We start from the raw sequence: 13,765 nt of genomic DNA, 5'->3' as shown, positions 1-13,765 counted from the left end.
AAATAGTTGAACCCTCTGATTCATCATACGGGTTTGCCATAGGCGAGGTGCAAGCATACACTATCGATAATTTTATTAATAATATTGGCTACGCATGGAGGACACCATGGCCATTCGCCACCACACGCTCGTCGAGGGCAACTGCCTGAGCTTCAAGGGCGGGTTCTTCGGCTTTTCAGCAATCGTCCTGATCGAAGCCGACGGCCACGGCCCCATCCTGTTCGACACGGGACACCACACCACCCGCCTGCTGCTCCTCGAGGCCCTCGAGGAAAAGGGGCTGGCCCCGCGCGACATCGAGACCATCTTTCTGTCCCACCTGCATTTCGACCACGCGAACAACATCGACCTGTTCCCCGGCGCCGCGTTCTACGTGGGGGCCGTCGAATGGGAATACGCCCATCGCCCCGCAGCGGAAGACGTGTTCTGCAGCCTGAGCATGAACGACTACCTCGAGCGCCAGGACCTGCGCCTGATCCATGAATCCGAGGGCGAGCTCGTGCCGGGGCTGCATTACCGCCACGTCCCGGGCCACACGCCGGGCAGCTACCTGCTGCATTACACCCGCGACACCGGCGAGCGCGTGGTCCTGGCGGGGGATGCCTGCAAGACCTATCGCGAGCTGGCCATGCTGAGTTCCGCCAATGAATACGACCACGAGCATCGCGCGACCGAGTCGCTGCGATGGATCGCCGACAACGCCGATATCGTCGTGCCCGGCCACTTTCCCGAGATGCGCCGCAGTCCGGGGGGCTGGGTATGGGACCAACCCTCGCGGCTGGAGCTGATCGTCCGATGAACCTCGACAGCCGCGCGATGGCGCCCTCCACGGCATGCGTCGTGGAGCAGCTCGAATCAGACATCATTTTCGGGCGCCTGCGTCCACACCAGGAGCTCGTCGAGGACGCGCTCATGGCCCGTTTCGGTGCCAAGCGCCACATCGTGCGCGCCGCGATCCAGGAACTCGCCGCCCGTCGGATCGTCGTCAAGCCCCGTTCGAAATCCGCGCGCGTCAAGGACTTCACCTCCACCGAGGTCGAGGAGATCTACTACATGCGCGCGCTGCTGCAACGCGAGGCCGCGCGCATCATGCCGCTGCCGTCGGCGCCCGACGCGCTCAACGCCCTCAAAGAGGTCCACGTGCGCTATGTGGCCGCCGCCTCGGTGGGCGCCGATCAGGATCTCATCCACAAGCTGAACGACGAATTCCACCTGCGATTGTTCGCCCTGTGCGACAACAAGATGCTCTGCAAGGCGATTGCCTTTTACACCGAGGCCTCCAATCCGATCCGCTCGTACGGCATCACGGACGCGAGCTGGCTGCGGCGGGCCATCGCCGAGCACACCGCCATGATCAAGGCCATCGAGGACCAGGATCGGGGAGCCCTCGAAACCCTGGTGGTCGAGCACATGCAGCCCTCGCGCCAGCGATGGGAAACCATGCGCGCCGGCGCATGACCGCCCCCCGACACACGCCGCACCGGAACCCCGTCATGACCCACGACTACCTCATCATCGGCGCCGGCATCGTCGGCGCCGCCCTGGCCGCCGAGATCGTCCGGCGCAAGCCGGGCACCCGCGTCCTGGTCGCCGAAAAAGAGCCGGGCGCCGCCTGGCACCAGACCGGCCGCAACAGCGGAGTGGTCCACTCGGGCGTCTACTACACGCCGGGCAGTCTCAAGACCCGCTTCTGCCGCGAAGGCATGGCGATGACCAAGGCCTTCTGCGCCGCGCACGGCATCGGCTATCAAGAACGCGGAAAACTCCTCGTCGCCACCAGCGACGCAGAGGAATCGAACCTGGACAAGCTCGAAGAGCGGGCTGCGCTCAACGACGTGCGCACCGAACGACTGGACCTCGCGCATCTGCGCCGGCTGGAGCCTGCGGTCACCGGCCAGGCCGCCCTGCGCATTCCGGTCACCGCCATCACGGACTATGCCGGCATCACCCGTGCCCTGCTTGCCGAGGTCGAGGCCGCCGGCGGCGCCGTGCGCTTTGACGCCCCGGTGCGCGCCGTCCGAAAAACGGGCGACGCCTACGAGGCGACGGTCGGCGCGGACACCGTATCGGTGGGGCGCATCGTGGCCTGCTCCGGCCTATCGTCGGACCGCGTGGCGCGCATGCTGGGCATCGACCCGGGCATCCGCATCCTGCCATTCCGAGGGGAATACTTTGTCCTGCCGGCCGCACTGAATACCCTCGTCCACCATCTGATCTATCCGGTGCCGAACCCCGCCCTGCCGTTTCTGGGCGTGCACCTGACACCCATGATCGACGGCACGATCACCGTCGGGCCCAACGCGGTCCTGGCGCTGGCCCGCGAGAAATACACGCGCTTTAGCGTCGACGCCCGGGATGCCGTGGACACCCTGGGCTTTCCGGGCCTCTGGAGGATGCTGGCCAAGCATCCCCGCGCCACCTTGAACGAACTGAAAGGCTCGCTCTTCAAGCCAGCCTACCTGCAGGCGGTGCGCAAATATTGTCCCAGCGTGCGCCTCGCGGACCTGGCCGTCTACCGCAGCGCCAACCGCGCCCAGGCCGTGCGCCCCGACGGTACGCTGGTCGACGATTTCCTGATCGAACGCATGGGCGGCGTCACCGCCATCCTGAACGCCCCTTCGCCCGCCGCCACCGGCGCCATGCCCATCGCCCAAAAGATCGCGGACGACATCCTGTAACGCGCACACCGAAAGACCGGACGTCAGCCCGAGGGCGGGACTGGCCGCGCTACGGGTCCGGGCATAAAGCGCCAGGCGAGCAGCCAGCCAACGGCCTGGGTCGCGACCAGGGCCGCGACAGTCCCCGGCCACCCCCCCAGGGCGTAGGCAATGCCACAGACCCCGGCCCCCATGAAACCCCCGCAATAGTAGGCGGTGTAATACAAGCCGCTGGCGAGCGAGCGACCATGGGTGATCCGATGCGCGATGAAACTCATGGTGGATGACTGGGCGATGAACATTCCGCAAGCGGCCACCGCCAGGGCCGCCACGATGCCCCAGGCCGAAGGCGCAAGCGAACCCAACACGCCCAGCATCGAAACAGCCACCGTCAGCAGCACCGTACGGCGAGCGCCGATGCGTGAAATCACACTCCCAGACAGGGGGGTGACCAACACACCCAGCAGATACACGCTGAAGATATTGGCCAGATCGCCCGGGCCGAAGCGATACGGATCAGCCGCCAGGTGCAGATTCACAAAGGTGAACAGCCCGACCAGGGAAAACAGGATCGTGAACCCCAGGGCGCAAGCGACCCGCAGCGCAGGATTGCGCAACAACTGGCCCAGCGTGGCCAGGCTGCTGGACATCCGCGTATTGGCGACGAAATGGCGCGACGCGGGCAAGCCGCGCCATACCAGCCAAGCCCCCGCGAGGTTGAGCGCCGCCATCACGCCGAAGGCCGTGCGCCACTCCATGAACTCGGCAAAATGCCCCATCAAAAAACGCCCCAGGAAACCTCCGAGCACCGTTCCGGCCACATAGCCCGTCATGATCCGCACCATCGCAGTCCCGCGGAATTCCTCGCCGATATAGGCAATCACCACCACCGACACCCCGGGCACGGCCAGCCCCTGCAGAAACCGCAAGATCAAAAGCCCCTGGACGGTCTGCACCTGCGTCATCAGGGCCGTCGGCACGGCCAGCGCAAAGACCGAGGCCACCACCAGCCACTTGCGGCCCCAGGCGTCGGACAGCATGCCGATGAAGGGGGAGATCACGGCCACGGCCAGCACCGTCATCCCCACCGCATTGCCGATCTGTACCACCGAGGCATTCAGGTCGCGCTGCAGCTCGGGCAGGATCGACTGGACGGAATAGACCTGGAGGAAGGCGAACACACCGGTCAGCGCCACGGCCAGCACCACAGGGAGGGTCGGGCGATAGAAGTCGTCCGGAGTCGTGGCGGCGGAGACGCCGGAGGAACCAGGGCGCCTGGGACGCGGTGATAGATGAACCTTGAACATGACGTGCGGCCGTATCCCATTCAATGTAAGGCGGCTGAAACATCCCGGCACTTTACCTCAGCTCCAGGCTCACATAATATGATTTCCCACCATGGCCGTTTGCGGGCCGGGAGGATCATCATGCGCCGATTGACCGCCAAGGACTTTGCGCCGGAGCTGCTGGAGCTCTACGATCACTATGCGCACGGCCTCATCAGCAAGCGGGAATTCCTCGGCCGCGCGGCCCGGTTCGCCGTCGGCGGATTGACCGCCACCGCCCTCCTCGCCTCACTCAGCCCCGACTACGCCCTGGCCGAGCAGGTCTCGTTCACCGATCCCGATATCCTCGCCGAGTACATTGCCTATTCCTCTCCCAAAGGCAACGGCACCGTGCGCGCCTACCTGGTCAGGCCCGCCACGGCCGCGGCCGCCGACAAGGTCCCCGGCATCGTGGTCGTCCACGAGAACCGCGGCCTGAATCCCTACATCGAGGACGTCGCGCGGCGCCTGGCCAAGGCCGGCTTCATGGCGCTCGCGCCCGATGGGCTCAGCGCCAAGGGCGGCTATCCCGGGAACGACGACAAGGGCCGGGAACTGCAACAGCAGGTCGACCCCGAGAAACTGATGAACGATTTCTTTGCCGCCGTCGAGTTCCTGCCCACCATCGCGGGGGCGTCCGGCAAGACCGGCATCATCGGCTTTTGCTACGGCGGCGGCGTCGCCAACGCGGCGGCCGTCGCCTACCCCGAACTGGCGGCCGCCGTGCCATTCTACGGCATGCAGCCCCGCCCTGAGGACGTGCCGCGGATTCAGGCGCCCCTGCTGCTGCATTATGCCGGGCTCGACGACCGGGTCAATGCCGGCTGGCCGGCCTATGAGGCGGCGCTCAAGGCCGGCGGCAAGATCTACGAGGCCCACTTCTACCCCGGCGTGAACCACGGATTCCACAACGACTCGACCCCGCGCTATGATCGGGACGCCGCCGAGCTGGCCTGGCGCCGCAGCATCGACTGGTTCCATCGATATCTGGCGTAAGCCCGCCCACCGGGGCCGCTCGCTCAGAAATCCAGCGGCTGAAAGTATCCCGTCAGCTCCAGGTAGCCGCGGCCGACCCGCTGGCCGCCGCGCGATGCCGATACCGCACCCTCCCAGTAGACGCCGCCGGTGCTGGCGCGGGAATCGAGCTCCTGGTCATCCATCAGCGGATCCAGATCCAAAACGAGATCCCCTGCCCGCAGCCGCAAGGCGACCGGGTAATTCGCCTCGGTCCGCGGCGAACGCCAATGCCGCCGCGGGCTGAACTCGATCGCGTCGGGCGCGAGCGCGGTCGCCCCGCCATCCGCTCGGCGCACCGTGCCGCCCGCCCAGAGCGGGGTGCCGGCCCGATCCCGAATTCTAAAGGCCATCACGGCGCCGCCGTCGTCGAGATTGATGCCGGTCCAATCCCAGCCGACGCCGTCCGCGGCCAGGATTTCCGAGGACCACTCATGATCGAGCCACGCGGTCCCCGTGACCTCGGTCCGCCGCCCGTCGCGCTCCACGTGGCCGCCGACCGCGAGCTGCGGCTGGCTGTAGTAGTAGCTTGCCTGCGCCGGCAACGGGCCTTTCCGGCTGTAGCCGGCATCGCCCTCCAGCAGGATCGGGCCCGTGGGCGCGAACGCCAGGTCGAGCGTGAACGTTTGCGCCTGTATGAGGCTGCGATACCGGCCCTGCGCGTCCCGCGCAAGCGACCAATCGCCGATATGCACGCGGGTGTCGCCCACGGCCGCCTCGGCCAGGCCGAAGCCCGCGCGCGCCGCGCGCTGGTCATGCCGCAAGCGACCGATCGCCGGATCCGCGAGGGCCGCATGGGCAAAGAGCAGTTCCGCGGGCGCGAAGCGGCTGGGGTTGCGCGGATCCAGCGGTGGGCGCGACCGAAAGAACGTCAACTGAAAACCGATCGGCGCCTCCCCCTGCGTCCGCAGCCAACCAGTGATGTACCACCACTCTGTGCGGAACGCGGGATGCGCGCCATGGTCCTGGGGGAAGCGCAGCACATAGCCCGGCGTGACGGCGGGATAATCGGGCAGACCGCCGGCGGGCGCCACCGCCTGAACGGCCAGCAGCAGCGCGCACGCCAGGAGGCATCCCCGCAACCGCCGCGCCATCACCAGTCCTCCCGCACCGCGCGCACCGCACCCGCCGACATGGCGCGCCGGCCGCAGGCCAGCGCGGTCAGCGACGCCGCCGCGATGAGCGCGGCCAGGGCCGTGGCGAGCAGGCCCCAGGGCATATGCATCGCCATCGTCCAATGAAAGGACTGTGGATTGACGATGTCCACGAGGATCCAGGCGATGCCCCCGCCCAGCGCCAGGCCCACGGCGCCGCCCAACGCGCCGAGCAGCGCGCCCTCGAGTGCCAGCATCGCGCCGATCTGGCCGCGCGTCACGCCGATATGCCGCAACATGCCGAATTCGCGCGAACGCGCGAGGGCCTGCGCACCGAAACTGACCCCCACGCCGAACAGGCCGACGACAATCGCAACCACCTCCAGCAAATACGTCACGGCAAAACTGCGATCAAAGATGCGCAGGCTCGCGCGGCGGATTTCGCCGGGCGTCCTGATTCCGATGCGATCGGCCCCGGGCAGCCGCTCTCGAATCTCGCGCGCCACCTGCGCGACCGCCACGCCCGGCACAAGCCACAAGGCGGCCTCGTCCGGGCGGCGCTCGCCCATCATCCGGTACGCATGCTCCGCATCCACCACGATCGCGCCATATTGGCGAGCATAATCCCGCCAGACCCCCGCCACCGTGAAAGCGTACCGACTGCCCTCCAGTGGCAGCTCGATGCGCTGGCCCACCGCCATGCCATACAGATCCACCATCGCCTCGCTCACCCAGGCCGCGGGCGGCCCACCCGGCGGAGGCTCGATGGCGGCGCCGACGATTGCCAGCCGCGACTGTGGATGTCGCGCGTCGACGGGCCGCAGGATCAAGGCGACCGGCGGCAGGCGCGGATCCAGCACCAATCGATCCGTCTGCATGAACTCGGTCCGCGCCACCCCGGGGGACGCCTCGATGAGGCGCCGCTCGCGATCCGAAAAATAGCCGGCGGCATCGCCCGCGCTTGCCCGCACATAGAGCTGCGCCGGCACCACGGTATCGAGCCACTGATCGAAGGACAGGCGAAAGCTGTGCACCATGATCGCCATGGCCGCCATCAGGCTGAAACTGGCCACCACCCCGGCCAGGCCGATCGCCGCGCGCCCCGGGGCCGCCGCCAGCTGCGCCAGGGCCAGGTGGGGCACGATACGGCGAGGGCGGGGCATAGTACCGAACACTCGGCGCGCCACCCAGGGCATCCACAGGATCGCCCCCGTCAGCAATACGCCGATCGCCAGGTAGGCAAAAATCGGCAGGCCTCCGAGAGGCCCCGCCTGAGCCAGCGCGGCGCCCCCAATCATCAAGGCCAGCGCCGGCCAAGGGGGACTCGGATGCGCGAGCGCATTCTCGTCGCCGGCCTTGAGCGCCCGCGCCGGCCGCGCCCGCGACGCCTCCCATGCGGGTGCGAGGCCGCCCAGCACCGCGGCCGCCGTTCCCAGCGCGGCAAACGCCAGGGCCGCCGGAGCCGAAAACCGCAGCGCCGGCCGCAGACCCGAGAAATATCCGGCACCCAGATCCCCGCCGCCATAGCGCAGCGCCGCTGCCGCAAGCGCGGCGCCCAGCGCAATGCCCGCCAGGGACCCGGCCACCCCCAGGGCCAAGGTCTCGGCCAGCACCAGCCGCCGCAGCCCACGGCGCGTCATGCCCAAGGCGCGCAGCAGGGCCAGTTGCGCACGCCGTGACACGACCGACAGGGCCTGTCCCGAAAACACCAGAAACGCCCCGGTGAACAGCGCCACCAACGCCAGCACATCCAGATTGACGCGATACGCCCGCGACAGATTCGACGCGACACTCTGCGCATCCTCGGGCGTGCGGGCCGTCACGCCCGGCGGCAGCAAGGCCCCGAGCTTCTGTCGGAAAGCCTCTGGATCCACACCTGGGCGCAGCTTGAGATCGATGCGCTGCAGCCTGCCCAGTTGCCCAAACCGCCATTGCGCCGCACCGATATCCATGACGGCCAGGCGCACACCCGCCACCGACAGCGTGCCGGCCACCCGCAGGGACACCGTGTCCGATCCCGCATGGGTCTCGATGCGGCCACCAGGCTCCAGGCCCAGCCACGACAGCGCCGCGGGCGACAGGAACACCACGTCGGGGTCCAGGGTGTCCAGGCGCGCGGAGGGGTCCGACGAGCGCCCCACGAGCCCGGGATTGATCGCCCGCGCGCGAAACACATCCACGCCCAGCAGCCCGAGCGTCTCACTGCGCCCCGGCAAGGGGATCTCCGCCTCGACGACCGGACTGGCGACGGCCACCTCCGGCAAACCTGCCAGGCGCGGATACCACTGCTCGTCAAAGCCGCTGCGCGGCCCGCGCACCTCCAGGTCGGCCTGCCCGGCCAAGGTGCGCACCGCCTGCGAAAACTCGGCCAGGGCCGCATGATTGATCAGGAAGACGGCATACCCCATGGCCACCCCGATGGCGATCGCAATCACGCCCATGGCCGCGCGGCCTGCGTGGGCACGCAGCTCGGCGGCCAGCAGCACACGAAAGAGCGGCGGTGTGAGGCTCATTGCTCAGCGCCGCGTCGGCGGGTCGAGCGGCGCCAGGCCCTCGGCGGTCAGCCGCAACACCCGATCAGCGCTCGCCGCCGCGCTGGCCGAATGGGTGACGAGCAGCCCCATCGCCCCCTGGGCGCCTTCCGCCTTGATCCGCCCGCGCAACAGGGACAGGATCTGCGCGGCGCTGCCCTGATCGAGATTCCCGGTGGGCTCGTCGGCCAGGATCAGGCTGGGCCGGTGGACCAGCGCGCGCGCAATCGCCACCCGCTGCATCTCGCCGCCCGAGAGCTCGCGCGGCAGGCTGTCGCCCCGCCCCCCCAAGCCGACATCATCGAGCGCCGCCTGGACGCGCGCCCGCGCCTCGCGCCGGCCCACGCCGAGCAGCAGCAGCGGCAGCTCGACATTCCCGGCGACGCTCAGGTGCGGCAATACGTGGAACGCCTGGAACACGAAACCCATGGCGCCCCGCCGCAGGCGCGTCGCCTCGTCGTCATCCAGCGTATGAATGTCCCGACCATCCAACACGATGCGCCCGCCGTCCGGCCGATCCAGGCCCGCGATCAAATTCAACAGGGTCGATTTGCCGACCCCCGATTCACCCATGATGGCGACGTACTCGCCGGCCCGCAGCTCGAGATCGAGCCCGCGGAACACCGTGCGCGAATGCGCGCCGCCGACCGTCTTGGCCACAGAGTCCAGCAACAGCATGGCGCCCTCCTAGCGGTCCCCGATCCCGCGGGATCATTGTACTGGCGCTGCGTCGCACCGGGCGGCACCGATACGGATCGTTTGCCGCGGAACGGCTCGAACCAACCGCCGCCGGCGCGTGCCGCGGGCCCGATCCATGCCGCACGATGGCCGCGCGAACCTGGCTAATGCAGCCAGCGCAAGGGCACGAGGACGAGACTCGGAAACGCAATGAGCAGGGCCAGCGAAAAGCGAGACTGCCGGAGGCCTGAGGCGACCGATCTGCGGTGAAGCCTGCAATAGCCGCAATCGCCCTCCCGGTCAGCGTCTAGCGGATTTGGGCCGAAACGCGTCGACGACCGTCGCATGCGTTTCCACACAAGGCCCGCCGATCAGGTCCAGGCAATACGGTATGGCGGCGAACACCCCCATCCCTACCCCCTCCGATACCCCAAATTCGCCGAAATCCTCTCCCCCGCCCGCTTCAACGCAAGCAGATACCGTGGTGGCGGCTGCCGCCCGATGAACTGTACAAACCCCACCAACCCCAGCGTCCCGACGCAATCGCCGCTCTCGTCCATGATCGGTACGGCGATCGCATTCAGGCCGAGGATCATCTCCTGAGGCGCTGTCGCCCAGCCCTGCGCCCGGATCTCTTCGATCTCGGCTTCGAGCTGGTCGTGGTCGCAGAGAGTGTGTTCGGTGAAGCGCTCCAGCTCGCGGCCGCGCACCCACTGTATCAGCGGCTGGCGGCTGAAGGCCAGGGCGACTTTGCCCTGCGCGGAGGAATGGAACTGCATTTCGGTGCCGGGGCGCACGCCGATCTCGAACACGGAAGTGCCGAATACGGTGTCGAGGACGATGACGCCGCGGGTGCCGACGGCCGAGATGGTGACGGATTCGCCGGTTTCCTCCCTGAGTTCGGCGATGGCCTGCTGGGACTGGGTCAGCAGGTCGACGCGCTGGGCGGCGGCGCGACCCAGCAGATGCACCCGCACGCCGAGGCGGTAGCGCGAGCTGGCCATGTCCTGGGACAGGTAGCCGCGATCGAGCAGGGTGCGCAGGTGCCTGAATATAGTGGCTTTGGTAGAGCCCAGCCTGTCGGCAAGCTCGGAGACGCCCACGCCGTCTTTGGTCGCCGAGATGGCCGTAGCCGCATTGGCTGCACACCAACGAGGCAATGGTGGCCAACTGGCTGTTGCCGGAAATGTGGTCTGTATTGCCTACGTTGAGTTTGGCACGCACCACGCGGTACATGCGGCCCTGGTGATAAATGAGGCTGCGGGGACCGAATTCGGACAGGGCCAGGAAGCGCGGCCGGCTGACCATGCTGCCTTCGTCATCCTTGCCATTGACGGCCTGGCCGCCACGGGCGGGAATCCAGGCCATCAACGGTAGGCGCGGGAAGTTGTAGCCTGGCAGGAAGCCTTGGCTGGCCAAGTAGCGATAGGTATAGAAATCATTGTTCTGGCCGTTGCCGGACTTGAGCAATACGGCGTACTGGCGCGCGGCGTCGCCGTAGCGGCGCTGGGCATTTTGGCGTTCCGTGTGCGAGGCGGTATGGCTCTTGACGATGCGATCAGCCATATCCATCTGTTGGCGGGTGGCATCGAACAGCACGCGCCAGCGCTCCAACGCCCCAGAGAACGCTTGCGCCGCGTTGTCGATGACCTGGCGCACATAGTCAGGAGTGAACCAGGCGCTGCCTTCAAGCTCGCCCTCAAGCTGGTCGATGACCCGTCCGGCACTGGCCAAGGCACGCTGCTGGACAGCCTGCGCCCGCAGTGCTTCGTGCAAGGGCTGTTTCAGTGGTTTACCGGGCTGGTCGAGATCCAGCATGGGCGCAATGCTGTCGTCCAGTGGCACCTGGGTACTGGCAAGCCAGACCGCTTGCAGGTGGCTGTCGATGAGATCACGATTGCTCAGATCGAGGGTTGGCGCGCGCACGACGCCATGCACCATCTGCTCGGCATTGTGGAAGAACCACTGGTCATGCGGACTGAGCGCCGCGCAATAGGTGATGACCAGCGCCTGCTGACCCGAGCGACCCGCACGACCGCTGCGCTGGGCGTAGTTGGCGGGGGTCGGCGGCACATTGCGCAGGTACACGGTGTTGAGCGCGGAGATATCCACGCCAAGCTCCATCGTGGGGGAGCAGAACATCACCGGCAGACGTTCCAACGGCGCTTCGTGGGCCGGGTTCTGCGCCCAGTCCTGCCTGTCTTTTTCAGTGTAGCGAAAACGCTGCTCCAGCAGTTGCCGGCGTGGCGCATCCACCTGGGCTGTGTGTTCCTGGGCCTCGAAGTCGAACAGCGGATGCGAAGGCTGACGCAGCAGGTCGGCAATTCCGAGATACAGGGTGCGGAAATACTGGTTGATTCGATTGCTATCAGTTTGCGGCTGATCGGCAATCAGGCACCAGTCCAGGGCAGCCGCGTTCAGGCGCCAGCCTGCGAGCTGGGCGTCGATAGGTTGGCGCTGCACATAACCATAGTCCTTGGCGGATTCCAGCAGCGCTTCGATCAGCTTAGCCCACTCGACATCTTTCCACTGCACGACCTCGCTGGCGCAGGCGCTGTCGCGCCAGAAGGCGGCCGTCTTTATTTGCCGTAGCAGACGGGAGCGTGGACCACCTGTCACCAAGTCGGTACGCGGCTTGCCCTTGTATTCCGGGCGCTTGCCGAGGACGAGATAGCGGCCGGTATCGAGTTTCTCGTCTGGAGCGAAGGCCCAACGTTCATTCAGGTAGGTGTGGGCGCTGGTGCGTGCCTTGTCCTGCTCAACCGGGTCGAGGTAACGACTTTCCAGGCACAGATGGCGGCGCAAGGCGTCGAACAGTAATTCGAACAGAACTGTCCGTTGCACTGCCGTCAATTTGGTCAAGGTGCTGTTTGCAGCAAAGATACTGGCGTCAGCGCAAAAGGCATCTAGGTCTCGATACCGAATCTGCAACAGGCCGAGTTGATCCAGATTCGGATTATTGAAACGCCAGCCACGCCGCAGATCACGCAGTAGCCGGTAGGCGATGATGAAGCGCAATGTGCGTTGCGCTTCTTGTCGGGCCAGTCCCATGAGCTTGGGGGTGCGCAGATACTCCACCAAGGTCGCTTCATCGACCCCTTGAAAGCCGAGGGCCTTGAATACGCTTTCGGCCAAGTGTTCTTCATCGAGTTGGCCGCCGCTGCCCTGTAGTGCACCGATCAAGCCGGCACGCAGCGTCAGCAGGAAAATGAAGTCGTTGAAATGTCCCGCCTGCAGAGCGGCATCCTGGCGGTTGTCGGTAAACCCAAGCAACTTGCGTGGGTCAGGCTGCCCTGGCGCAGGTTCGGAAAGTGCGAACAATTGCTGCAAGGCCGCCAGGGCAATCATGGTAGTGGCCGAAGAGCGGCCTTCGCCGGACAGACTGGAGAGGCGGTTGGCATCCTTGCCGTGGGCTTCGTGTGTCGTGCCGCAGTTCAGGCAGAAGCGGAACTTTCCTGGAATGAACCAGAACTCCGTCCCCGAGCCCGTTTGCCCTTTGGCATCGACCGTGACCATATAGGGAACGGCATTCTTGTAGGCTGGCTTGATTTTGGGTTCGCTACGGCTGAGGTCGATCCAGGTTTCCGGCAGGTCTTCGAGCAGGCCGCCGTATTGCTGCCCGGGCACCAGAGGACACAGGAAGCCATAGCTGGCGTCGTCTTCTGCCGCGATATCGTCGATTTCACGTGAGCTGAAGCCGACCGGTTGCTGTGCGTGCCAGACAGGTAGGTACTCCTGGCCGCAATCGCGGCAGAAGTGCGTCGGGTAAAGCAGCACATTCTCTTGCTGTCGCCCCGGCGCGAAACGCTGAGCATCGAGCGTGACATGGCGCTTACCTCGTGCCTCCAGCGTGGTGAGTACCTTGCCGGGACCGCTGATGAACTGGTGCAGCTTGAACGCGAAAGGCGGCCTGCCCTGGGGCGTGCGTACATCATGGGCAGCCACTAGGAAGCGCTGCAGGGCGATGCGAGCGGCTTCAGGCTGGCAACCCGCGTCTTCGGCGAGACGGCGGCTGGCCTCTTCCAACATCATGGGTCTCGCCCGCCTAGGAGGCTCGTCGGCAGGTAGTTCGATACCCAGGTTCAATTCCACCCAGATGGATAACGGATCATTGCGAAAGGCGTCGAAGTCAGCCCAGATATCCTGCTTTCGCGTAATGGCCGCCGGTAGTTCTGTGCGGATGGCGTTGACGTCCTTGAGCGGGTTGGTGACGCGCTCCAAGGTCTCGCCGATGACGTCATGCTCGCTGATCTGGGTGCCAAAAAGTTTGCTAGCCACATCGGCCACCACGCGGTTGCGGTCGGCTTGGCTATCAGGCGCAGCGATGCGAACGAAACTGCGGGAAAAGCTGCCGTATCGTTCGATGAGTTGGTCGCGGAATTGGAAAAGGGGGGTGTCAGGAATTCCGTGTTCAAGGCGAGTTGAACATCAGGCGACAGGCCTGACGAATCGCTCTTCATAGAGCA

General features: G+C 66.3%; 9 protein-coding genes and 2 pseudogenes. 4 read left to right on the top strand and 7 right to left on the bottom strand.

The window, feature by feature from the left end:
- The first annotated feature begins 106 nt into the window (after positions 1-106).
- Genes ABS761_RS08640 through lhgD form a run of 3 tightly spaced genes read left to right on the top strand, consistent with a single transcriptional unit; the run spans position 107 to position 2,678 of the window.
- Positions 107-799, top strand: coding sequence for an MBL fold metallo-hydrolase (locus ABS761_RS08640; protein ID WP_350407795.1), 693 nt, complete (start codon positions 107-109; stop codon positions 797-799).
- Positions 796-1,458: a GntR family transcriptional regulator gene (locus ABS761_RS08635; RefSeq protein ID WP_350407793.1), complete on the top strand. Its 663-nt coding sequence runs from the start codon at positions 796-798 to the stop codon at positions 1,456-1,458. The genes ABS761_RS08640 and ABS761_RS08635 overlap by 4 nt, the downstream gene beginning before the upstream one ends.
- Before the next feature lie 35 nt (positions 1,459-1,493).
- Positions 1,494-2,678, top strand: a complete 1,185-nt coding sequence (lhgD, locus tag ABS761_RS08630; RefSeq protein ID WP_350407792.1) for an L-2-hydroxyglutarate dehydrogenase — start codon at positions 1,494-1,496, stop codon at positions 2,676-2,678.
- Between the two features lie 23 nt (positions 2,679-2,701).
- Here lhgD and ABS761_RS08625 read toward each other — a convergent pair whose 3' ends face one another.
- Entirely contained in the window at positions 2,702-3,964 is a 1,263-nt protein-coding gene (locus ABS761_RS08625; RefSeq protein ID WP_350407791.1) for an MFS transporter, read from the bottom strand.
- Between the two features lie 120 nt (positions 3,965-4,084).
- Here ABS761_RS08625 and yghX point away from each other — a divergent pair, with 120 nt between their 5' ends.
- Positions 4,085-4,978, top strand: a complete 894-nt coding sequence (yghX, locus tag ABS761_RS08620; RefSeq protein WP_350407789.1) for a YghX family hydrolase — start codon at positions 4,085-4,087, stop codon at positions 4,976-4,978.
- A gap of 23 nt (positions 4,979-5,001) precedes the next feature.
- Here yghX and ABS761_RS08615 read toward each other — a convergent pair whose 3' ends face one another.
- The 6 genes and pseudogenes from ABS761_RS08615 to ABS761_RS08590 form a co-directional block, all read right to left on the bottom strand.
- Entirely contained in the window at positions 5,002-6,090 is a 1,089-nt protein-coding gene (locus ABS761_RS08615; protein ID WP_350407787.1) for a lipocalin-like domain-containing protein, read from the bottom strand.
- The gene (locus ABS761_RS08610) at positions 6,090-8,603 is read right to left on the bottom strand and encodes an ABC transporter permease (protein ID WP_350407786.1); all 2,514 of its coding nucleotides are present in this window, start codon (positions 8,601-8,603) and stop codon (positions 6,090-6,092) included. Before ABS761_RS08610 ends, ABS761_RS08615 begins: the two co-directional genes overlap by 1 nt.
- A 3-nt stretch (positions 8,604-8,606) precedes the next feature.
- Complete coding sequence (locus ABS761_RS08605) at positions 8,607-9,299, bottom strand: ABC transporter ATP-binding protein (RefSeq protein ID WP_350407784.1); 693 nt, start codon at positions 9,297-9,299, stop codon at positions 8,607-8,609.
- Positions 9,300-9,599: 300 nt separating this feature from the next.
- A pseudogene (locus ABS761_RS08600) lies at positions 9,600-9,707 on the bottom strand (molybdopterin adenylyltransferase); the annotation flags it as partial.
- 5 nt (positions 9,708-9,712) lie between these two features.
- Positions 9,713-10,402, bottom strand: a complete 690-nt coding sequence (locus ABS761_RS08595) for an IclR family transcriptional regulator (RefSeq protein WP_350408115.1) — start codon at positions 10,400-10,402, stop codon at positions 9,713-9,715.
- A gap of 925 nt (positions 10,403-11,327) precedes the next feature.
- A pseudogene (locus ABS761_RS08590) lies at positions 11,328-12,350 on the bottom strand (helicase C-terminal domain-containing protein); the annotation flags it as partial.
- Positions 12,351-13,765: the final 1,415 nt, after the last annotated feature.

This window comes from Castellaniella sp. GW247-6E4 (assembly GCF_040276065.1).
Classification (GTDB): domain Bacteria; phylum Pseudomonadota; class Gammaproteobacteria; order Burkholderiales; family Burkholderiaceae_B; genus Castellaniella.
Note: the sequence above shows the minus strand (reverse complement) of the source record. Positions and strands in the feature narration are given on the sequence as shown.